The sequence below is a fragment of the Pseudohalioglobus lutimaris genome, from assembly GCF_002866825.1.
Taxonomy (GTDB): domain Bacteria; phylum Pseudomonadota; class Gammaproteobacteria; order Pseudomonadales; family Halieaceae; genus Halioglobus; species Halioglobus lutimaris.
In genome coordinates this window covers 24,526-46,732 of record NZ_PKUS01000018.1, presented here as the reverse complement: position 1 = coordinate 46,732, position 22,207 = coordinate 24,526, and the positions used below count along the sequence as shown (strand labels likewise).

Genomic DNA, 22,207 nt, shown 5'->3' with positions numbered 1-22,207 from the left:
TTATCCCGTGAGCAGGTAGATCAACGCTACCGTGACCGCGGCGACCAGCAGGGTCTGCAGGCCGCTACGAACCCAGGACACATCGGCGATGCGCCCAAGTAACATTCCCAACACACAGATCATCAACCCGGCGACAGCGCCTGCCAGGTAGAGTGGCGCAACAGGCAGGGAAAAACCGGCCTGTACCAACCACAGCGGCAGGATAATCAGCAGGGAAATCACTAAGGGCGCGCCGCCGTTTACCACTGCGACCAGCACCGGTACCCAGCGCGCCGCCCGTCCGTGGGCAGACTCACCCAGATCGGAGATCATGGAGTCCTCCAGCCTGCCTAACTCACGTTTGCGCTCCGCCACTTCACTGACGTAGGCACTGCTGACCCCGCTCATACCGAGGGCTATAGCGGTTGCCAGGCAGGCGTTGGTAACCATGTCCAACTCCGCGGGCTCGCTGACCAGAAAACCAATAATAAGCCCGAGCATGGCCAATGCGCCGTCAAAGCCATTGACCACCAGGTAGCGGCGCAGAATGCCGTGGGAATCGGATACGCTCAGTAAGCGATTGATACGCCTGAGAGGACTCATCAGCAATCAGGGTTTATCGGCCTCATTGTGCACCTCCACCAGGTCGATACTGTGCAGGGAGGCACCCATTTCGGCGATAGCCTTCTCAATAGACTCCAGGACTATGGACGCACCGCGTATTTCCAACTGCAGTGTCTGGGTGTTTTCATCCACCTCTTCTACCGACAGGCAGACCTGGTAATCATCACCAAGGCGGGCAATGTGCTGACAGAAATACAGCGCACCGGGCTGATGAGGCTTCAGTACATCCAGAACAAGGCGTTTGACGGTAACCATCGCGGCTCCTCCAGGAGACAGGTGGTCCATCATAAAGTAGCCATAGCTGCTCGATAAAGCGCAAAGACCGCAACGCTTGATCTCGGTCATAGGCACAACCGATGGCAGCAAGGGTGCGAACCACCCGCACGGGAGCGTTGCTGCAGCGAAAACCACGGGCACCGGGGGCGCCCGTTTGTGAAACGGCTAGCGTTCCTGAGTGTGCCAGTTATTCACCAGCTTTTCGACGTCGATCTCTTCACCCACGGAGCGCCACTTCCCGGAATAGTCGATATCGGTGGAATTGGGGGGAGGATCAGGGAGATCCACGCGGAAGCGTACCGGCATGGGCACAGCCTCACCCAGGGCAACTGCTTCGCCCTTGGACAGCGACGTCAGTGCCGAGAATGTACCGCGCGCGGCATCGGGCACCATGGAGCGCACGTACTCTTGATCATCGGGGTTGGATATTCTCAGGCAGATGAATGAACTGCACTGCGCAAGCACAGTTTCCGAGACGTCGTGAGGGCGCTGGCTAACAACGCAGAGACCTACGCCATACTTTCGTCCATTCTTGGAGATTCGCTCCATGGTCCGACGTGCCTCACGGAAGCGGGGGATATCCTCCCGCGGGATGTACTCGTGGGCCTCTTCACAGATCAGGAACAACGGGAAGTCCCGGCAGCGCGGATTCCAGAAATTGAACTCATAGGTAAGACGACCAATCTGTGCCGCCACCAACGGCACCACGTCATAGGGCACAGCGCTGAGGTCAATAACACTGACGCTGGCACGGGGAGTGCCCAGTCCAACCAGGTCCTTCATCAACCCGGTGAGCGATTCAGACGAGGTGCGCTGCTTGGGACGCATCAAAAAATCGTAACGGTTGTCGTTGAGCAAACTGCTCAGCCGCACCAGTACCTGGTCAAACTTACCAAATGTTGCAAGTTTTTCCTTACCGAAATCCGTTGTCGCCCTGTTAGCCTCCTTGAGGGCGTGATTGAGGTCCTCAAGGGAGTAATACAAGGGCGAGTCTACCGTGATATGACCCAGGTTGAGATGCTCGTTCACCTCCTTACGGAGCTTGATCAGCGCGGTGCGCATGGCGGATATCTGTATGGATGCGTGGTCGTCCTCCGGGTTGATCAGCAGGTCGCACAACTCGGAAAACGAAAGTAGCCAATAGGGAAACTCCAGTTCCTCGGCTTTGAAACTGCGGACCTTGCCCGCTGCGTGGAAAGGTGAACGCGAGACAATACCGTCCACTTCCTTGTCGCTGTACTCGCCATGCATATCCAGCAGAATGATGTGCGCCTCAGGCATGGCCGTGAGGGTAGACTGGATCAGGCTGGTGACTGTCCAGGACTTACCTGCACCGGATTGTCCCAGTATAGCCGCGTGTCGGCCGAAGAATGACGACGCATCAAGATGTACGCCAATGGAATCAAACGATGCCAGGCGACCGACCCTGAAATCGGCATCTCCATAACCGGCAAAGATCCGCTCCAGGCTTTCCGGGTTGACCGTGTAAATGCGGGCACCGGACATCGGGTAGCTGGACACGCCGCGCTGGAACTGCCCTTCGGCGTCGAGTTCTCCCAGCGGCGTGAGGTGGACCATGTTCACCGCCCGGCCCTGCTTGTCCGCGGCGTGATAACTGCGCTCCACCATGACCAATACAAAGCTATTGCCATTGGCGATCTTGAGATACGAGCCTACCTGCCCCGGGGGCATGTGCTGATCAGCGCCTCTCTCCATCGCCGCCACTGTATCCTTGCGCGGGTCCAGCCTGGCTGTGAAGCTCTCCCCGGTGACCTCTACCAAGAGTCCAACCCGGAGAAGTTCCCCGGCTTGCTGCTCGCTGCCGGTTCCCGTGGCGCTGACTGATTCAAGCATGTCCAATCCCTCACTATTGCTAATGAATTAAAAAATAGGGGATCGAGTGGGGTCAGGTACAGCAAAAACTGGCCTTTTATTACATTTCCTGAAAGCTCGAATTCCCAGTCAGGCCATGTCCAGGGGGCAATATCAATGCAAAAACCTGGTTTTCCGCCATTCGTAGGCACAAGGACTGCTTTAATCGGTGAACACCCGGAAAAGAGGTCTGCATGCTTACGCTGGCTCGGTGGGCTCCCCACTGCTCACCAGAAACCCTCGGTAGGCGGCCAGAACATCGTCGGGCGCCTCCAGCTGCGGGTAGTGGCCGATGTTGGGCAGGCGGCTAATGAAATGCTCCCGCCCCACCAGTTGCTCGAACCGTTGGACCATATGTTCGCCTGACACCGGGTCGACGCTGCCGTTGATCAGGCCAATCGGACAACAGGCTTCACAAAGGGCATCCAGCCAGCGCTGCCTGTTGCTGCGCCGGTCACTCATATAATGGATCAGTCGGTGCAGGTTGCGCTGCCCGTCATTCAATGTGAACAACTGCCACAGGGCATCCATCTCTTCATCGCTGGCCGGCGTATCCGGGCCAAAGACACGGTCGAAAGACTTGCGCATGCTCGCACGACTGAATGCGTGACGGACGAGAAAGCCCAGCGGCCCGAGCAACAGTCGCTGCACCAGCAATGCCTGGTGTGTTTCCGGAAAGAGCCCTCCGTTGAGAAACAGGCAGGAGCGCCAGCGGCCTATACCCGCGCCCGCATTCTGGCGGGCAAGCATTTCCTGTGCCACCGTATCGCCGTAGTCATGGGCCAGCACGTGAAATTCGTCAAGCTCAAGATGTCCAACGAGAGCCTCGCAGATATCGGCCTGCTCCATGATGCGATAGTCGTGAGGGCTGGGTTTGGCACTGAATCCGAAGCCCAACATATCCATGGCCACCAGGCGGTAGTGACGATTGAGATTGGGCCAGATCTTCCACCAGTCCCAGCTGGCCGACGGAAAACCGTGAATCAGTAATATCGTGCCCCACGAGTCCCCCCGGGCGGGTTCGTCGATGAAGAAAATATCGTGACCGCATAGCGTTGCACGCTTGCCGCGCGCCTCCCAGTCTTCTATACGCACCGTCTGTTTACTCCTGTTGCTTAATGCGCCAGTGTAGTCCATGCGCGGTACACGCGGTCAACCTGGCCAGACAGGCTGGCAGTGAGCGGATCCGCCCGCAGCCACGTATCAAGACACAATCACAGCGGGAATCCAGACCATGCCGGAAGGACCAGAAATCAGGCGCGCGGCCGACCAGATAGCCGAAGTACTGGTGGATGAAGATATCACCCAGGTACGCTTTGGCCTGCCCAGGCTGCGGCGCTATGCCAAACTTTTGCGCGGCCACCGGGTCGTTGACGTAGAGACGCGGGGCAAGGCCATGCTGACGCACTTCGACCACGGCTACAGCATGTATTCCCACAATCAACTCTACGGATTGTGGCGAGTGGTAGACGGCCATAAACTGCCGAAAACCACTCGCTCTATGCGCGTGTTATTGCAAACCGCGAGCCACAGCGCCATTCTCTACAGCGCCTCCGACATCAGCGTGATGCCCACTGGCGAGTTGTCCCAACACCCCTTTCTGGCGAAGATCGGCCCCGATATTATGAATACCGCACTAATCTGGCGCGAGGTAATGGAGCGCCTGCAGTCGCCGCGCTTCAGTCGCCGCGAACTCGCCGCTCTCTATCTTGACCAGGCCTTCCTGGCGGGCAACGGCAATTACCTGCGCTCAGAAATTCTGCATGACGCTCGCATTGACCCCCGATGCAAACCCGCACAGTTGACCCGTGGCGAACTGGGCAGACTGGCCCGCAGCACCCTGACCATCAGTCGTCGCAGTTACGACACCGGCGGCATTACCCTCAATCCCCGGCTGGCAAAGCGGCTGGCCAGGACATCGCTGAAGCGGGAACAGCGCCGATTCTATGCCTATGGTCGTACCGACCAGCCCTGCTACCACTGTGGGGGGATCATCCGGCGCAGTGAGGCCAATAGCAGGGGTTTGTACTACTGCTCGGTCTGCCAGAACGCCTAGTGCCCTGGCCTGGCCTGAACGTAGCGAAAGGTGAGGTTCAGTCGCGGCCCACAGGAGCGGGTCAGCTTGCGTACACCGTGCTTCCAATTATCCTGTGTCGCACCGCGCATCAGCAGCACACTACCGCTGGGCAAGGTGAGGTCCAGCGCCCCCAGCTCGCGGTCATGCTTGGGTCGAAAATACAGCACCCGCTCCTCCCCAAGACTGAGCGATGCAATAACCGGTTCCCGCCCCAATTCGGGCTCATCATCGGCATGCAGGCCCATGGAGTCGCGCTGGTTGCGGTAGTAGTTCAGCAGCACACTGTTGAACGGGGCGCCGGCCAGGGACGCCATCCGCTTACGCAGGGTTTCCAGGCGTTTGGTAAAGGGCAACGGCTGGTAAGTCTTGCCCGAATAGCGGTATTGCGCATCCGCTTCGCCATACCAGGCCAGCAGGCGTGGCTGCAGATGCGTTTTACCAAACAGGGTGATGGTTTCCTGGCGCCATGGGGTATCAGCCAGCAAGCCGGCCAACAGCTCGGAAGCGGACACCCCCAGGTCAGGTCGCCGCAGTAAGGTGAGATCGGCGCCGGGCAGGGAGAGCGCCTCCACTCCAGCGTCAGGATAAAGGGATAGCTGTGTCACTCCCGCTCTGCCCCTGCAATAAAGGCGAGCCGTTCTGTGACGAGCACAGGAAAAGCGCTGATTTGATTGTCGGCCATCGCGTCGTGTCTACTGCGGCTGGTAGCGCAAGTGTAGGGCGCAGGCGAAGTCGCAGCAAGCCATGTAACAATGAACACAAAGCACCGTAATCGCGGGTGACCCATGCGTAAACGTAATAATCCGATTGATCGATTCGCCAGGGATCTGCCCGCCGGCACCCTGGAGTGGATAGGCGTCAGGCCCGCACGACGCAGCCCCATGCGGGAGCTGGCATGCGTGAATGCTCTCGCCGGTCTGGGGCTGGCCGGTGATCATCGCAGCGAGAAAACGCCCGGCTCAGGCCGCCAGGTCACGCTGATATCACGTGAGTTCATCGCGCAGATCGCCCACTTCACCGGCGCGAAGCACATCGACCCGGCAATCCTGCGCCGCAACCTGGTGGTGTCCGGCGTCAACCTCAATGCACTTCGATATCAACGTTTCCGCATCGGTGAGGCCCTTTTCGAGGCCGGCGCACTGTGCCACCCCTGCTCAAGGATGGAGCAGGCGCTGGGGAAAGGCGGTGTCGCTGCCATGTTGGGACATGGTGGCCTCTGCTGCCGCATCCTGGAGAGCGGTAAGGTCGGCGTCGGTGACCGCCTGCTGGTCGAAGGCCAGAATATGGAGCTGTTCGACAACTGAGGCACCGACACAGCAGTCAGTGCAACAGGGCCTCGATGCGCCCCGCCAGGGCAAAGTCGAGCTCACTGATCCCGCCTGCATCGTGCGTGGTCAGCGCGATTTCAACGCGATTCCAGACATTGCTCCATTCCGGGTGATGATTCAGTTGCTCCGCTGCCTGCGCGACACGGGTCATGAAGGCAAAGGCCGCGCTGAAGTCCGTAAACTGCAGTGAGCGGCACAGTTTGCCGTCACGCAGGTCCCAGTTGGAGAAGGCCTCCAACTGCAGCCCAATCTCGTCTTCAGTGAGTCGCGTTACCGGCATGGTTACCCTCCTAAAAGCGGTAAGTATAGATGGTCTACCTTTGTTCACAGCGATATCCAGCAGACCCGCCAGGCTGCAGGCACCGAAGATGCCAGCCGGTAACCGCTGCATGACGCAAAGTGAACGGAAGCCAGCTGTCCTGCGTATATCTCCCAGAGCTTCAACCCCGGAACAGACCATGAAAGTCTATCTGCTGATGACCTCGCTGGCGCTGATGGCTGGAGCCGCTATTGGCTACCTGAGTGGCAAAAACAGCGCACAAGCACGATTTGTCTCTGCCTGCACAGATACCCGCGTTGCCGTTATCTATAGCTATGGCAGCGAAGAACCCCGACACTTCCATTGCTTCGAACTGGAGACGTTGGACAAAGCTGAACAACCAGCTGCCGCCGACCTGGACGGCACGCTGATCCTCTAGAGAAGAAAGAATGGCCTCTGTGCAAATCAAACTGGAACAACGTTTCTTCCGTGCCCTCAACGCCGTGGTTGAGCCGGCCGTGCGCCGTGGCGTGCTGTCGTCACGCCTGTTGCCCACAACCCTCATCGTGCTCGAGAGCACCGGCTACGTCAGTGGCCAGGCCCGGCGCACGCCGCTGTTTTGCCAGCACCTGGGGTCACATGTCTTGATCAGCACCGGCAGAGGCAAGCGGTCTTTCTGGGTGCGCAACCTGCAGCGAAAACCCGATGTGGAGTATTTTATGGGGGGGGCGCGCCTACGCCGCCAAAGCGCAGGTTATTACTGCGGACACACCCGCGAGCCCGCAACAGTTGCCAGTTCTGTTGAGACCACTGACCGGCTGCCTGAATGCCATGACAGCAAGGGGCTGGTCATTTGCCTTGCTAAAGACACAGTAGACAAAACACAATAAGCAAAACAACAGTGAGAACACGCCATGCAAAAGAAGGTCATCGTCTGGGGTACCGGTAATGTGGGGCGTCCCGCGATACGCGCCGTACTCAGCCATGCTGAGCTCAGTCTTCACGCCGTTATCGTATCCAACCCGGGAAAGGTAGGACAGGACGCAGGCGAATTGGCGGGCATAGAGCCCTGTGGGGTAGCAGCCGTCTCCGACTGGCAGGCGGCGCTGCAAACGGGCGCCGATGCGCTTGTGTACAGTGCTACCGCCGATACCCGCATGGAAGAGGCTATTGGCGAACTAATTGCCTGCCTCGACGCCGGTATCAACGTCGTTGCTCCGGGCTTTTATCTCTACCTTGATCCACAGTCTTCCCCCGAGGAAGCCCTGGCCCCTGTCAGGGCGGCCTGCGAACGTTCCGGCGCATCGCTCTTTGTCTCCGGCATAGACCCGGGCTGGGTGATGGACATGCTACCTGCCGTGCTCAGTGGCGCCAGCGCCAACATCACTGAAATTCGCACACGAGAAATTTTTAACTACGCGCTGTATGACCAGCCCAAGGTTGTGCGTGAGGTAATTGGCTTTGGCACCCCCATGGATGAACTGCCCATGATGCTCCATGACTTCGCTATCGACATGGTGTGGTCACCCATGGTTAAACTGGTGGGGCGAGCACTGGGCAAACCAGTGGAGCGCTGCGAGATCAGCGTAGAGCGCCGCCCGCTGGAAAAGACCATAGAGGTGCCGGGCATGGGTATATTCGAAAAGGGCACACAGGGCGCGTTTCGCTTTGAGCTGCGCGGATATCACCAGGACCAGCCGCTGTATGCGCTGGAACACATTACCCGCATCGACGACGACTGCGCACCCGACTGGCCCTACCCGCCCGGGGGCGGGGGCTGTCACCAGGTGATTATTTCTGGCAGCCCGACGCTGGACGTCACCGTTCACGGGCACGATCCGGTCGAGCCGGGCATGGCGGGTGGTGGCAATTCTTCTGCGGCGGCCTGGCTGGTCAACGCGATACCCGCGGTGTGTGAGGCATCGCCGGGCGTACTGACAGTGCTGGACCTGCCGCGTATCACCGGCGCCGCACAGCTCGGAGCAAATACTGATGAGTAACCCCCAGGAAGAATTTGCCGCCCTGGCTGGGCAGCCCGGCTTTATGCTGGGCAAGCAGGCTGTTATCCATCTTGGTGTCTGGCTGCTCAGTTTCAGCATGTTTGCGGCCACCGACAGTTGGGCGGTGCTCACCGGGCTGCCACTGGCCTCATTTATCAGCATCCTCGCCGGTGTCACCGCCGGCTTCGTCACCGTGAACCTGGTACACGAATGGTTTCATTACCTGGGTGCTAAACTGTCCTCTGGTCAATACACGATCGCTGCCCGGCCGGGCCTGTTCGTCTTCAATTGGCAATTCGACAAGAACTCGCTGCAGCAGTTTTATGTGATGAGCATTGCCGGCAGCGTGGGCGGTGCACTGGGTGTGACCGCCCTGTCCATGGCCATCTCAGCGGACAACCCGGGGCGAGTGGCGCTGATTGCCGGTGCCGTCACCGGCTTCGTGCTTGGCGCGCTCATCGAATGGCCAGTTCTACTACGCACACGCAAGAGCGGTGAGCCGCTGATGGAACTGGCCAAACTCTCACCCTCCGCACTGGGGAAAGCGACCGCCGGCAGCGCCATTGCCGGCGTGCTGTGCTGGATGGCGTTGTCCTGATACAGTAAATCGACGCGACAAGAACACGGTAACCGAGGCAGTCATGAGCAGCACAGGCTTTTACGAAGAAGAACCCGAGTACGTCAGTCTTCCCGATAATACCAACCTGCAGCACATCCCCGGGGATTACGGCTGGCCACTGCTGGGCCGCACCGTTCCCTACCTGCAGGACCCTTCCGCTCTGGTTGCCGATTACCGCGCACGCTACGGCGACGTGTTCCGCATCGGCCTCACTTTCCAGAAGTACGTGATGGCGGTGGGCCCCGACTATCTCAAGCAACTAATGCTCGACAGCGACAAGGTGTTCTCGGCGCGCATGGGCTATCACGCACCGCTGAAACACTTCTTTGAAGGCGGCCTGCTGATGCGCGACTTCGCTGAACACAAATTTCACCGGCGGATAATGCAGAGCGCTTTCAAAACCGACGCCCTGCGCGGTTACGTTGACGATATCAACCCGCTCGTTGACGAGCGCCTCGCTCAATGGGGCAAACAGAAAGACTTTCACTTCTATCCCAACATCAAGGAACTGCTGCTGGAGATCGGCGCGAAGGTTTTCCTGGGGCTCGATCTGGCCGGCGATGAAACCCATAAACTCAACAACGCGTTCCTGGCCATGGGCGACGGCACCCTGGCGATTCTGCGCAAGGACTGGCCCGGCCTGGGGCTGAGCTATCGCAAGGGCATGGACGGTCGCCGCTACCTGGACCAGTTCTTCCTTGACCTGGTACCCCTGCGCCGCGGACAGAGCGGACGCGACATGGCCACCTACTTCAGCAATGAGAAAACCGAGGACGGGGAATACTTCCCTGATGACGTGGTCTCCAAACACCTGATTTTCCTGTTACTGGCAGCCCACGACACCACGACTGCCGCGCTGACCATGGCTTGCTACTACCTGGCCAATGACCCGGTATGGCAGCAGCGGCTGCGCGATGACAGCGAAGGGCTCAGCGGCCCTATCAGCTACGAACAGCTCTCCAGCGCCCCCACCCTGGACCACACTTTCAAGGAAATCGAACGACTGCACCCATCGGTACCCGCGTTCAGCCGGCGGACGGTCGGCGAGACGGAAATCGGTGGTTTTGCCATCGCCGCGCACACCCCGGTACAGATTCCCGTTACCTACGTGCATCGCATGCCGGACTGGTGGAACGAGCCCAATAGCTTCGACCCGGACCGCTTTGCCCGCAACGAACACAAACAACATGCGTTCATGTGGGCCCCCTTCGGTGGCGGTGCACACAAATGCATCGGCCTGCATTTCGCCGACATGCTGTTCAAGTGCGTGATGAGCGCGCTACTGCGCAAATACACCCTGGAACTGCCTGCGGGCTATGGCTTCCCAACGAAAATACAACACTTCCCTTTCCCCAAGCCGGTCGACAACCTGCCGCTGGTGCTCAAGGCTCGCCCATAGCACGACGGTGCTGCCTCCGCGCCTCATCCACCTGCGCCGCGCCTGCGTATACCCCGCATGAATGACACCAAGATTGTACTGGTACTCGGCGACCAGCTGAGCCACAACCTCGCCACATTGCGCGACCTCAATCCCGCTACCGATAGTGTGGTCATGGCCGAGGTGGCCGCTGAAGCCAATTACGTTCCTCACAACCGCCACAAAATCGCTCTGATCTTCGCCGCCATGCGCCATTTTCGCGATGAACTTCGCGCTGCCGGCGTGAACGTGGTTTACGTCGAGTATGGAGAGGGACTGACATCGCTTGGTGAGGCCCTGAACCGTGCCTGCTCAGAGCACCCCTCGGCAAGCGTCGCCTGCTGCGAGCCTGGAGAATATCGCGTACGAGAACACCTCGATGCATGGGCGGAACAGTCCGGCCGCAGCTTTCATTGGATAGAAGACGATCGCTTTCTTTGCAGTATCGACGCGTTCAAGGACTGGGCTCACGGCCGCAAGCAACTGCGCATGGAGCACTTCTATCGACAGATGCGACGTGATCACGGCCTGCTGCTCGATGCCAGCGGCGGCCCGGAGGGCGACAAGTGGAACTACGACCAGGAGAACCGTGCGGGCTGGCGTGGCAAGGACACCATTCCGCAGCGCCCGGTCGTGGAGCAGGACGCCATCACCAAAGCCGTGCTGGAGGAAGTTGAGGCCGCCTTTCCGGACAACCCCGGTGACCTGTCGCAATTCAACTTCGCGGTGACTGCCAGCGGCGCACTAATGCAGTTGGATTATTTCATCGCCCAATGCCTGCCTCTGTTCGGCCACTACCAGGATGCCCTGGCAGAGGAATCCCCCTGGCTCTTCCACAGCCTGATTTCCATGTACCTCAATATCGGCCTGCTCGATCCCCTGGACATCTGCCAGCGCGTGGAGAACGCCTTTCGCGAGGGTTGTTGCGGGCTGTCCGCCGCGGAGGGGTTTATCCGCCAGGTGCTGGGCTGGCGTGAATACGTGCGTGGTATCTACTGGCTGAATATGCCCGGATACGACACACTGAATGAGCTCGCGGCCACCACCCCCCTACCCACCTGGTTCTGGACCGCGGACACTGACATGCAGTGTCTGCATAAGGCACTACAGCAGTCTCTGGAACTGGGTTACGCGCACCACATCCAGCGCCTGATGATCATCGGTAATTTTGCCCTGCTCGCCGGACTGGACGTGCAGGAAGTCTGCGACTGGTACCTGGCAGTCTATGTGGACGCCTTTGAATGGGTAGAGCTACCCAACACCCTGGGAATGGCGCTGCACGCCGACGGCGGTCTGATGGCCAGCAAGCCCTACGCCGCGAGTGGCAAGTACATCAAGCGCCAGGGAAATCACTGCAATAGCTGCCGTTACACGCCGGAAAAGTTGACCGGCAACGACGCCTGCCCCTACAACAGCCTTTACTGGCAGTTCATCGACCGGCACCGGGAGAAGTTTGAGCAGAACCCAAGAATGCGCCTGACGCTGGCCAACTGGCAGCGCAAACCTGCGGACGAACAACACGCGATATTGAACTGGGCCGGCCAGGTCGAGAACCACCTGCTCGCAACGGACGCGCCACTTTGAGCGAAGTCGCACCAAATGTCTCAATAGTACCGGGATATTGGACTGTCCCTGAGCTCACGGCGCTTGCAGAAAGTGTTTTCTCGGCGCAGTATCCGCTTCTGGTCCCGCTCGCCATTGAACAAACTGGAACTGGCGGTGAATTACTCAGGAGTAGTCCAAGATGATGAGAAAATGCAGATTCAGCCTGCGTAGCGTTACCGCTGTAATGCTGGTCGGTGGCACGCTGGCCCTGACGCAAGGCTGCAGCAGCACCCCCCGACCCGATGCCGAGGTTGCCGGCGCAAGCGCTGCCCTTATGAGCGCGGAGAGCAGTGAAGCCACGTTGTATGCGCCTGTTCCTATGGACCGAGCCAAAGATAAATTACGACGCGCCCAGCAGGCGATAGAAAGGAAAGATTTCGACGAAGCCAGGCGCCTTTCAGAGGAAGCGCAGGCGGATGCCGAACTGGCACACGCTATTACCAGCAAGACCCGGGCGCAAACGGCCTTGAGTGACCTGGAAACCAGTATCGAGATGCTGCGCAGCGAAATTTTACGTGGTCAGCAGAATTGAGCACGCTACAGGATCGATCAGGAGATAACATGAAACTATCAAAATGGATGCGCGTCGGCACGCTGGCTGTAGTCGGACTGGCAATTTCAGCTTGCAGCGGCCTGGAGAAAAACCAGTCTCTGTCTGAGGCAGAGGCCTTCTACAACTCCACCAAACAAAACGAGGATGTTCTGCGGTATGCGCCAGCTGAACTGCAACGCGCTGAACAGGCGCTGACAATGGCCTCAGCCGCAGAATCCGAGGATGACATGACCTCACTGGCATATGTCGGCAGGATCCGCACGGAGACGGCGCTGGCTGTAGCAGAACGCAAAGTGGCCAGTGCTAAGATGACGGAACTGAGTAAAGCCAAGGACCAGATTATCTTGTCTGCCCGGGAAAGTGAGCTACAGAGCTCCCAGGCGCAGGCGGATGCATTGCGCCGCGAGCTGCTCGCTCTGCAAGCTGTGAGCACCGACCGTGGCATGGTAATGACACTTGGTGACGTGCTGTTTTCGACAGGCAAGGCGGACTTACAACCCGGCGCGATGAGCACCATAGACAGGCTGGCGGACTTTCTTGCCGAGTATCCCGACAAGTCAGTGCTTATTGAAGGTTTTACCGACAGCGTAGGCAGCGAATCTTTCAATCAGGTACTGTCTGAGAATCGTGCATCGTCAGTACGATCAGCGCTAATTGACGCCGGGGTCAGCCCCAACCGCGTCAGCACCCGCGGCTATGGCATGTCGCGGCCAGTGGCTGACAACAGCACCGCCGAGGGTCGACTCCGGAACCGGCGGGTTGAAATCGTCATCCAGGATTGACGTTTTTCAGCCGCCGACATATCCGGAAGCAAAACGCCCTTGAGGCATACCAGATTAGTGCAATAGCAATATTGCTCACCCCACCAGCCCGCACCTGAGACTGACCACATGCTCTATGCGGGCTTTTTCAACAAGGGATAGAAACCATGAATCGAATGCTCACCCTCCGTAACACGCTAAAGCTGTTTACGGCCATTACCCTGCTGGCAGCGGGCTCTCTCACACAAGCAGCCGATAGCAAGCCCAACATCCTCGTCATTTGGGGCGATGATATTGGCCAGTTCAATATCAGTGCCTACAACATGGGCATGATGGGCTACCGCACCCCCAATATCGACAGCATTGCCAAAGAGGGCGCGCTGTTTACTGACTGGTACGGCCAGCAGAGCTGCACCGCGGGCCGCGCCGCCTTCATTACCGGGCAGTCGCCCATTCGTACCGGCCTGACCAAAGTGGGTCTTCCCGGCGCACCGGAAGGCATGAAAAAAGAAGACCCGACCATCGCTACCGTACTCAAGGCGCAGGGCTACATGACCGGCCAGTTCGGCAAGAACCACCTTGGCGACCGCGACGAAATGCTGCCGACAGAACATGGTTTCGATGAGTTTTTCGGCAACCTGTACCACCTCAACGCTGAAGAAGAGCCAGAGAACGTCAATTACCCCAAGGACCCAGAGTTCAAGAAGAAGTTCGGACCTCGCGGAGTGATCCACAGTTTCGCCGATGGTCGCGTGTCTGACACCGGGCCACTGACCAGGCTGCGCATGGAAACCATTGACGCCGAGGTGAATGCCAAGGCGATTGCCTTTATGGAGAAGGCGGCGAAAGCGGAGAAGCCTTTCTTTCTGTGGTGGAACTCGACGCGCATGCACATCTTCACTCACCTCAAAGAAGAATCCGTTGGTGTAACCGGCCAGGGCATCTATGCCGACGGCATGGCGGAACATGACGGCCACGTCGGTGAAATACTGGCCAAACTGGAGGAGTTGGGCCTTAGCGACAACACCATCGTCATGTACTCCACGGACAACGGTGCAGAAACGTTCACCTGGCCTGATGGCGGCACCACCATGTTCCGCGGCGAGAAAAACACCCAGTGGGAAGGCGGCTACCGCGTACCCACCATGATCAGATGGCCAGGCGTCATCGAACCCGGCACGGTGATCAACGACATCGGTGCGCATGAGGACATGTTCGCCACCCTGGCCGCTGCAGCTGGCAACACCTCGGTGAAAGCGGATCTGCTGAAGGGAAAGAGAATCGGCGACCGGAAATACAAAGTGCATCTGGATGGCTACGACCTGGGCCCGGCATTGCGCGGCGAGCAGAAATGGCCCCGCAACGAATTCATTTACTGGACTGATGATGGTGCCGCCGCCGCCCTGCGCTATGGCGACTGGAAGCTGACCTTCCTCAAGCAAGAGGCCCATGGCCTGGAAGTGTGGCAGAAGCCCTTCATTTCACTGCGTGCACCCTCCGTCGCAAACTTGCGTATGGACCCCTTTGAACGGGCCGAAGCGGAGCACGCTATCGGCTACCAACGCTGGTATCTGGAACACATGTACATGATCGCACCGGCTGCTGCATATGTAGGCAACTGGCTGCAGAGCTTCAAGGAATACCCACCGCGCCAGAAACCGGGCAGCTTCAACCTTGACCGCATCATGGAAGAACTGACCAGCGGCTCGGGCCAGTAACGTCGACAGGTCGCCGCTGGCGTGAAGATGCAGAATTAGCAACACCCAGGCAACTCAAGGCTGGCCTTTACCGGTCGGCCTTTTTTAATGAGGTCACGATCATGAAATATCTCACACGAGCGCTGTGTTTTTTTGCACTGGCTATCTGTACTCATCTCCAGGCCACAGAGCTGCCTCAGGCATTACAGGGCCTGGGGCTGCGCGAGGCCAAGGTCGCCAGTCGGGACATGGCAGGATGGGAGAAACCCACTCGCATTGTTGTGTGGGCACCATTTGGCCCGCAACTGGTTGAGCAGCTGCAGGCGGTAGCCCCGGGTGTTGAACTGGTGTCCGTGGACAGTGCCGAGGCAGCAGCTGCGGCTGCACCCGGTAGCCAGGCGGTAATTGGTTTCTGTGACCAGGCGGTACTGGCCGAGACGGTGAACTGGGTGCAGGTTTTCTTTGCCGGTGTTGAGGATTGCGTAGTGCTGCCCGGCATGCAATCAGGCGTAATACTCACCAACGGACAGCGACTGAGTAGCCCCACCATCGCCGATCACACCATCGCGCTGACCTATGCGCTGTTACGCGGCATTGATATCTTTCACGGTAATCAGGCGCAAGGTAACTGGGATCGCTCTGCGTCGAATTCACTGCGCGACTTTGGTGAACTGTCCGGCCGCACCATGTTGGTCGTTGGTTTGGGGGGTATCGGCAGCCAGGTAGCCCAACGTGCCAACGCACTGGGCATGAGGATACTGGCAACGCGGGGCAGTCGCCGCGAGGGGCCAGACTATATTGAATACGTAGGACTCAGCGATGAGGCCATCAAGCTGGCAACCGAGGCAGATGTGGTCGTCAATGCGGTCCCGCTGACGGAGTCCACCCGAGGCATGTTCAACAAGGCATTCTTTGCCGCCATGAAACCCGGTGCCTACTACATTTCCGTGGGACGAGGGCAGACCACCGTGCAGGCTGATTTACTGGAAGCGCTGAACAATGGCCAGATTGCAGGGGCCGGACTGGATGTGACCGACCCGGAACCACTGCCGGCAGACCACCCACTGTGGAACACGCCCAGAGTGATCATCACCCCGCACACAGCGGCCAATTCTACAGAAACCTTCGGACGCATACAGGCCCTGGTAACAGAGAACCTGCGACGCTATGTTGCGGGAGAGCCTCTATTGTCCGTGGTGGATATTCAGCGAGGTTATTGAGTGGGCATGGGTGGAGCAACAAATGCCATGCCAGGGCTCACAGGCGCCGGATCAACGCGGGGAGGCCCTACTTCAGTCCCCGGCTGATTCGATAAGCGCGCTCAGGCTTGTCTGCGGCCTGCAGTATTTTCATCCGCAGCTGCTCGCTGTAGTGCGGACGGGCATCGAGAAATTGCTGCGCTGTGGAGGACGCCTCAGCAGAATTATGATTCTGGAAACTGGTCTGCAGCCATCCCGTGGGAAAGAAAATCTCCCCGGTGCGCTGCACCTCCTGCAGCAGTTCAAGGGTGCGCGGCAGGTACTTCACAGACTGGCCTGTGCGACTGGGATGGTGCAGGCTGGCCAGGGCATCCAGCACCCAGGACTCGGTACGTCGGTTCTGCTCATCCGCCAGTGATGTAAAAAACGCATCGCGCTCGCTTTGATCCGCCGACAGCGCCGGCGCTATGAATGCAAGCCGGCGCCGGTTGTCGGGGTTTTTTATCCGCGCTAATTCAGTGGCAACAATCTTGTCTGCCTGCGCCGGAAGTCTGACGGCCAGTATTCGCGCCAGGCGAATGGAGTCTGTTTCTGAGAGCGTAACTTGCGTCAGCGTCTCCTCTCCCGACCATATCGAGTGAATCCGTTTCAACTGCTCAGGCGAGCTGGCCATGGCGGTAAAAGCCTCAAAAAACTGACGCGCCCGGCCGGAATCCGTCTCCTCCTCCAGGCGCTGCCAAAGAACGTTCTCCAGCTGCGCCTGCACGGCTTGCTGATGCCCAGGCGTTAGCATTACCGGATAAATCGCAGAGGCCTGGTCCAGCGCCAGGCCAAGTACAAGTGCGTTGCCTTCTACCGCCAGCACACCCAAAAGTGCGGTGAGATACTCGACCGCATCGAGGCCATTTTGCGCTAACAGGTTTTCATTGAGATCGACTAACAGTGCGCCTTTTTGCAGATCGGTGAGCCCTTCCCATTCCCGTATCGTTTCAAGGGTCGCGGGGAACAGGCCATATCCCACAGCATCAGCATTAAACAGGAATGCAGTGTCCTGTGGTCGCGCTGCAATAGGCCACGGTATGACCGCTTCTGTTGAGTTCAGCTTCACGGGCCGGACGCCTGCGCCAAGGCCTGGCATTACCGCAAACTGCTGAGGCCATACCCGTGCTTCGCCCGCCGGGTCATGCTGGCGGAGCTCCAGCACACCTTTGTTGTTAACTGCCAACTGAAACGCCGGGCGCCCGGGGCTGTTAACCCATACTGCACTCCAGGCCTTGAGGTCGGTTTTGGTCTTTTCATCCAGAATGTCAATTAACTCCGGCCAGGTCACATTGCCGTTGGCATAATGGTTCAGGTATTCCTGCATACCCTCGCGGAATGTCTGCTCGCCCAGTATCAACTCCAACTGGCGCATCATAATGGGCGCCTTGTGATAAATAATGCTGCCGTACATCTGGCCCGCGTCTGCCAGGTTTGGTAGCGACTGGCGAATGGGATTGGCCCCCGCCGTTCGGTCGACCGCGTAGGCAGCGGGGTAATGATCCACAAGAAAGCTCAGCTGGTGATCTATTGCCGGAAATTCAGGATTGACCATCTTGGCGGCCATGAAGTTGGCGAAGACCTCCTTGGTCCACACATCGTTGAACCAGGCCATGGTCACCAGGTTGCCAAACCACATGTGTGCGGTCTCGTGGGCAATCAGCGTCGCCCTGTCCAGCAGTTGGCGCTCGGTTGGATTCTCATCCAGGAACAGCTTTTCGGCGCGGTAGAAAATAGCACCCACGTGTTCCATACCGCCATAGGGGAAACCCGGTATCAACGCAAAGTCGAACTTTGCAAACGGGTAATCGATGCCTGAGTAACGCTCCATCCAGTCAATGCCGCTGGCATGCTGCTGGAAGATCGTATCAATATTGCGGGCGACTTTTTCTGCATCGGTTTCCCGGTGCAGCAGGGACATCTTGCGACCGTTGATCTCACGCGTCACTTCCTCGAACTCCCCCGCCACGAAGGCAAAAAGGTAGGAGCTGATGGCATCCGAGGTGCCGAAAACATGACGCTGTTTGTCATTCACAGTCTCGCGGTAAGCCAGGGGGGCGTTGGCCTGTGCCGACCAATTAGTGGGCAGATCAAGAGTGAGGTCGAAGGTGGCCTTCAGGTCCGGTTGATCAAACAGCGGAAAGGCGGTTCTGGCGCGATCAGGAACGAACAAGGTGTGCAGATAGTCGGGGTTACGGTTCAACGATGAGTCGCCAGCGGTAAACACAACTCCCACTGTATTCTTGCCAGCCTTCAACGCTGCCGCGGGTATCACCAGGTGCTCGTTGCGATGGTCGACCTTCACAGGCTTACCATTACAGCTCACGCTGACCAACAGAGCGCTGTCTTCCCTGAAGTCGAGCTGCAGCGGCTGCTCATTCGAGGCCAGCGTAAAACTTATCAGTGATTCTGCCCGTATTGGCGCCTCAATCTCTGCGGGAATATCGAAGTGGAGACGGTAGTTAACCCTGGAGATATTTTGCGCACGATGCTGGGCCAACTCCAGCGAAACGCCCGACTCCACCGGCAAATCAGCGGCCACGGCAAGGGAAGGGGCCAGCAGCCCCAGAAAAAACAGACAGACTCGAATCACAAAAAATACTCCCCAGGGTCATCAGTCTGCCTACCTTAGCCCGCGCCGGCCCGCTGGACCAGTAACGCATACACACCAGCCTGGCCACAAGCGGTTAGCGCTCGATAGTTTCAACGCACTTCAAGATCTCTGCCTGATAGCGCTTCCCACGCTCATTAAGAAAATCCAGCACATGTAGGGAAGTGGGGACAAACGCGAAGCCGATATCGCGCTTCGGGTGCCACTGGAAGATCGAGCCACCCAGCCCCATCCACCCGTAGAAGCCTTCTCGCCCCTCATTAAAATCCCGTTCGATACGGGTACTCTGCGCTGTGCAGGGCGTAAAACAGTCCACACCGCCCTGGGTAAAGCGGGTGACCAGCATTGCACCCATGTCCGCCTTTACCGGATGCTCGTGCATCGCCTGCCAGGCCTCATCACTTATAAACTCCCTGCCTTCCCACTTACCACCCGCTGACATCATGGCCGCGATCTTTGCCAGGCCCCCGGCGGAACAGGTGGCGTTAGCGGAAGGTGTCTCTCCCCTGGCGAAACCGGGCTCATTGAAGAACCCCATACCAGTCATACCTGTCAAAGGTGGAGGAGTGCCTGCCCTACGGCTCTTGATCATGCTCGGGACAATGCGGATGAGGCGACCAAGTATCTGGAAAATATTGTGCACAATCCGCCTGCCAAGGAACCGCGGTATAAGGCTCTGCAACAACACATAACCAAAACCCAGGGCGTGCACTTTGGAAACGCGCGGCATTTCTGTTTCTTTAACGCCGACCACCACATCAGCATCAAGCGGGCCGCTTACCTCCTCCCGCAAAAACTCACCAATAGTGCGCCCGGCAGGGTCTACCCTTCGAAACACCTCGTTGACGATCCATCCCCGCGTGAGTGCGTGATACTCGCGCTTGCCGCCATCGCCCTCGCGGTAGGCAGGCGCGTGCTCTTCAATGATACGCCCCACCGCATTCTGTTTGATATTCTCAGTGAACAGATCTTCCATATCGATAGAGGTGTCGAAGTTGGCCAGACCCGCCTCATGCCGCATCAGGTCTGCGATGGTCAGGCCGTCTTTACCGTTGGCGCCAAACTCCGGCCAGTACTGGGTAATTTTCGCGTCGTAGCGTACCAGTCCCCTGCTCACCAGTGACGCTATAGCGATTGCTTCCAGGCTCTTGCCACTACTGAAGACATTCACCAGGGAATCCGCGGTGAACGTGTCGTCGCCAATGGCCGATGCCCAGAGATCCACTACCTTCTTACCGCGATAGAACGCACAGAGCTGGACATTGCGCTCAGCCATAGTACGCATCTGGTTCTCAAATAGTTGCCTGACCGACTCGAAGCCCGGTTCGACCCTTCCCCTGATCCGCAGGCGCCCGTTTTGTTCAGTTTTACTGGGATTCATCTGTCACTCCATCGAATGGCGACAGATTATAATGCGCCCGGTAGAAAACGTCCCTACCACGATAGCTACGATCGCTTGAGTAAGTTAGAGAACTGAAAGATGAGAAAACCCACCAGAGAGAGCACGATGGCGATTTCGTAGCGGCTATAGGCCACTGAGATGCCAATGGCACCGGTCAGCCAAATACCCGCGGCTGTAGCAGTACCAGAGGCTCCCGAGTCCGTTTTGATAATTGAGCCTCCGCCGATAAAGCCCATGCCAGTAATAATGCCGTACATCACTCTCGCCTCCGCATCCGAGCCGGAGTAAACGCTCATTCCAACCAGCATAAATGCACAAGACGCGATAGCCACAAGCGGAAAGGTGCGTAAACCGGCACCGTCAGAACTGTGCTCCCGATTAAGGGCGAGGGGCAAAGCGAGTAAGAAAGTTATGCCAAGCAATATCAGGTGGCGCAGTATTTCTGCGAAGTCGATGTCTATTTCCATTCTGGCCTCACAACCTAAATCCAGGGTTCATCTCTGTCGTCTGCGCTGGACTAAGTCCACATCACAAGACTAACCCTCCCAGGAAGGGATGTCGAAAGACACTAGGCGCGGGCCCGATGATTAACTATAATCCCCCGCTCTCCTTTTCAGGGCCCATAGCTCAGCTGGTTAGAGCATCCGACTCATAATCGGCAGGTCGAAGGTTCAAGTCCTTCTGGGCCCACCATATCTCTTTGTTTTTTATAGCTTTTCTATAGATTCCACCTGCCGACTATGGCAGTGTTGTCATTGGTAACAGCCAGTGGATAAATCGGGCCCAGCATTCCAATCACGGACAAATCCCAGCCAGCTGGCTGTCAACTGCATAGTTTTCAAACATGCCAACAAAACAGACACAGGAGCGAGTCTTGAAACAAGAAAGGAAGCGGAGGAGGATTGTATACAAGCGGGCCGTCCTCACCAATAACCATGCCACAGTCCAGCAGCTACTCACACAGGCACTGGCTCAGGGTGAGGGTGTATGTGCCGGTGGCCGCCAGGAACCACTTGGCGAGAACACTGGGGTATTCCGGCTGATCAACCGACACACTCCTGGCAACGGAATGATCTTCGGTCAGTTCATGCAATTCGAGGCCGGTCGCGCCCAGCAACTTATTACTATCGAAGACGATGCAGAGTTCTATTCCATGAAGGAATTGAGCCCATCGGAAATGAAGACTGAAGAGGAGCTTGCGGCAGCGGAAGACCAGCGTAAAGAGTTCGTAGAATCAATTATGTACTTCGGAATCAAGGACAATCACGTTGTGCTTATGACATCTGCAGCTCTGAGGCCGGGGGACTTCGAATCTCATTTGGGGTGGCTGCTTGGTTACAAAACAGAGGTTATGGACGCCAACTCCGCACTGATCCTGCAAGACAAGCCGTCACAAGAAGTTATTGATAAGGTGATGCGTGGCGATGTGAAGTGCGTCAAAGTCGGCTCGGATATCAGAACTATGGCCATGGTGAAGGAAGAGCAAGGGGAGCAAATCCAAACCCAGTACGTACCCACCGGTCGTGGGTCCAGTATCCTCAGCGCCATCATCGGTGACAATTGGGTAGAGCAGTTGAATCTCGACGACACCCTGGATGATGCCAACCTGACTGTGGACCTACAGATCAAATACCGTCGCAAGACCAGCAAGAACGGGCAGAAAGTCCTTGATGATGTGGCCACCAGCCTCAGGAACATGGAGGATGGTGACTTCAAGATTGAAATGAAAGACGGCGGTGAGTTCCTGTCAGGTGATGACCTCAGGCTATCGAAGCACATAAACGTAAACACGATAAATGGGTCTATTATTGAATCAGACCTCTACCATGAGATGTATGTCTGGTTGTTCAACAAGATCCAGGTTGGAGACGTGGAAGCTCAGGACTGAA

General features: G+C 57.8%; 22 protein-coding genes and 1 tRNA gene. 14 read left to right on the top strand and 9 right to left on the bottom strand.

All coding sequences use genetic code 11. The annotated features are described in order from the left end of the window. The 4 genes from C0039_RS13395 to C0039_RS13380 all read right to left on the bottom strand — a co-directional run bounded on the left by C0039_RS13395 (position 1) and on the right by C0039_RS13380 (position 3,846). Positions 1 to 582 carry a hypothetical protein gene (locus C0039_RS13395; RefSeq protein ID WP_101518342.1) on the bottom strand — a complete coding sequence of 194 codons (582 nt, stop codon included), beginning with the start codon at positions 580 to 582 and terminating at the stop codon, positions 1 to 3. A gap of 6 nt (positions 583 to 588) precedes the next feature. Beyond that, positions 589 to 948 (bottom strand): DUF211 domain-containing protein, encoded by a 360-nt coding sequence (locus C0039_RS13390; RefSeq protein WP_207796448.1) that lies wholly within the window; start codon positions 946 to 948, stop codon positions 589 to 591. Between the two features lie 96 nt (positions 949 to 1,044). After that, complete coding sequence (locus tag C0039_RS13385) at positions 1,045 to 2,733, bottom strand: ATP-binding protein (protein ID WP_101518341.1); 1,689 nt, start codon at positions 2,731 to 2,733, stop codon at positions 1,045 to 1,047. Between the two features lie 216 nt (positions 2,734 to 2,949). After that, complete coding sequence (locus C0039_RS13380; RefSeq protein ID WP_243391616.1) at positions 2,950 to 3,846, bottom strand: alpha/beta fold hydrolase; 897 nt, start codon at positions 3,844 to 3,846, stop codon at positions 2,950 to 2,952. Between the two features lie 139 nt (positions 3,847 to 3,985). On the opposite strand from C0039_RS13380, the gene nei reads away from it, so the two are divergent. Beyond that, positions 3,986 to 4,807, top strand: coding sequence for an endonuclease VIII (gene nei / locus C0039_RS13375; protein ID WP_101518339.1), 822 nt, complete (start codon positions 3,986 to 3,988; stop codon positions 4,805 to 4,807). On the opposite strand, the gene C0039_RS13370 is transcribed toward nei, so the two are convergent. After that, positions 4,804 to 5,433, bottom strand: a complete 630-nt coding sequence (locus C0039_RS13370; RefSeq protein WP_075999405.1) for an alpha-ketoglutarate-dependent dioxygenase AlkB family protein — start codon at positions 5,431 to 5,433, stop codon at positions 4,804 to 4,806. The genes nei and C0039_RS13370 overlap by 4 nt on opposite strands. A 180-nt stretch (positions 5,434 to 5,613) precedes the next feature. Here C0039_RS13370 and C0039_RS13365 point away from each other — a divergent pair, with 180 nt between their 5' ends. Then, positions 5,614 to 6,132 (top strand): MOSC domain-containing protein, encoded by a 519-nt coding sequence (locus C0039_RS13365; protein ID WP_075999406.1) that lies wholly within the window; start codon positions 5,614 to 5,616, stop codon positions 6,130 to 6,132. 16 nt (positions 6,133 to 6,148) lie between these two features. Here C0039_RS13365 and C0039_RS13360 read toward each other — a convergent pair whose 3' ends face one another. Further along, entirely contained in the window at positions 6,149 to 6,436 is a 288-nt protein-coding gene (locus tag C0039_RS13360) for a 4a-hydroxytetrahydrobiopterin dehydratase (RefSeq protein WP_076002154.1), read from the bottom strand. Positions 6,437 to 6,614: 178 nt separating this feature from the next. On the opposite strand from C0039_RS13360, the gene C0039_RS13355 reads away from it, so the two are divergent. From C0039_RS13355 to C0039_RS13310, 10 genes are all read left to right on the top strand, one after another. Continuing rightward, positions 6,615 to 6,854, top strand: coding sequence for a hypothetical protein (locus C0039_RS13355; RefSeq protein WP_101518338.1), 240 nt, complete (start codon positions 6,615 to 6,617; stop codon positions 6,852 to 6,854). A gap of 10 nt (positions 6,855 to 6,864) precedes the next feature. Continuing rightward, positions 6,865 to 7,305, top strand: a complete 441-nt coding sequence (locus tag C0039_RS13350) for a nitroreductase/quinone reductase family protein (protein ID WP_101518337.1) — start codon at positions 6,865 to 6,867, stop codon at positions 7,303 to 7,305. Positions 7,306 to 7,329: 24 nt separating this feature from the next. Next, entirely contained in the window at positions 7,330 to 8,415 is a 1,086-nt protein-coding gene (locus tag C0039_RS13345; RefSeq protein ID WP_075999409.1) for an NAD(P)H-dependent amine dehydrogenase family protein, read from the top strand. Further along, the gene (locus C0039_RS13340) at positions 8,408 to 9,013 is read left to right on the top strand and encodes a hypothetical protein (RefSeq protein WP_101518336.1); all 606 of its coding nucleotides are present in this window, start codon (positions 8,408 to 8,410) and stop codon (positions 9,011 to 9,013) included. The genes C0039_RS13345 and C0039_RS13340 overlap by 8 nt, the downstream gene beginning before the upstream one ends. A 43-nt stretch (positions 9,014 to 9,056) precedes the next feature. Next, positions 9,057 to 10,433: a cytochrome P450 gene (locus tag C0039_RS13335; protein WP_101518335.1), complete on the top strand. Its 1,377-nt coding sequence runs from the start codon at positions 9,057 to 9,059 to the stop codon at positions 10,431 to 10,433. Positions 10,434 to 10,490: 57 nt separating this feature from the next. Further along, on the top strand, positions 10,491 to 12,035 hold the full coding sequence (locus C0039_RS13330; RefSeq protein ID WP_075999411.1) for a cryptochrome/photolyase family protein: 1,545 nt from the start codon (positions 10,491 to 10,493) through the stop codon (positions 12,033 to 12,035). 160 nt (positions 12,036 to 12,195) lie between these two features. After that, the gene (locus C0039_RS13325; RefSeq protein WP_084179360.1) at positions 12,196 to 12,588 is read left to right on the top strand and encodes a DUF4398 domain-containing protein; all 393 of its coding nucleotides are present in this window, start codon (positions 12,196 to 12,198) and stop codon (positions 12,586 to 12,588) included. 29 nt (positions 12,589 to 12,617) lie between these two features. Next, complete coding sequence (locus tag C0039_RS13320; protein WP_075999412.1) at positions 12,618 to 13,391, top strand: OmpA family protein; 774 nt, start codon at positions 12,618 to 12,620, stop codon at positions 13,389 to 13,391. Positions 13,392 to 13,537: 146 nt separating this feature from the next. Next, a complete protein-coding gene (locus C0039_RS13315) occupies positions 13,538 to 15,088 on the top strand; it encodes an arylsulfatase (RefSeq protein WP_243391615.1) in 1,551 nt (516 codons plus the stop codon). A gap of 101 nt (positions 15,089 to 15,189) precedes the next feature. After that, positions 15,190 to 16,287, top strand: coding sequence for a D-2-hydroxyacid dehydrogenase (locus C0039_RS13310; RefSeq protein ID WP_101518334.1), 1,098 nt, complete (start codon positions 15,190 to 15,192; stop codon positions 16,285 to 16,287). Positions 16,288 to 16,354: 67 nt separating this feature from the next. Here the strand turns inward: C0039_RS13310 and C0039_RS13305 are convergent, their stop codons facing one another. The 3 genes from C0039_RS13305 to C0039_RS13295 all read right to left on the bottom strand — a co-directional run bounded on the left by C0039_RS13305 (position 16,355) and on the right by C0039_RS13295 (position 20,785). Further along, a complete protein-coding gene (locus tag C0039_RS13305; RefSeq protein WP_101518333.1) occupies positions 16,355 to 18,898 on the bottom strand; it encodes a M1 family metallopeptidase in 2,544 nt (847 codons plus the stop codon). Positions 18,899 to 18,992: 94 nt separating this feature from the next. Further along, on the bottom strand, positions 18,993 to 20,297 hold the full coding sequence (locus tag C0039_RS13300; RefSeq protein ID WP_075999415.1) for a serine hydrolase domain-containing protein: 1,305 nt from the start codon (positions 20,295 to 20,297) through the stop codon (positions 18,993 to 18,995). 65 nt (positions 20,298 to 20,362) lie between these two features. Then, the gene (locus tag C0039_RS13295) at positions 20,363 to 20,785 is read right to left on the bottom strand and encodes an MgtC/SapB family protein (RefSeq protein ID WP_101518332.1); all 423 of its coding nucleotides are present in this window, start codon (positions 20,783 to 20,785) and stop codon (positions 20,363 to 20,365) included. 149 nt (positions 20,786 to 20,934) lie between these two features. On the opposite strand from C0039_RS13295, the gene C0039_RS13290 reads away from it, so the two are divergent. Both C0039_RS13290 and C0039_RS13285 read left to right on the top strand, forming a co-directional pair. Continuing rightward, a tRNA-Ile gene (locus C0039_RS13290) sits at positions 20,935 to 21,011 on the top strand. A gap of 181 nt (positions 21,012 to 21,192) precedes the next feature. Continuing rightward, complete coding sequence (locus C0039_RS13285) at positions 21,193 to 22,206, top strand: hypothetical protein (protein ID WP_101518331.1); 1,014 nt, start codon at positions 21,193 to 21,195, stop codon at positions 22,204 to 22,206. Position 22,207: the final 1 nt, after the last annotated feature.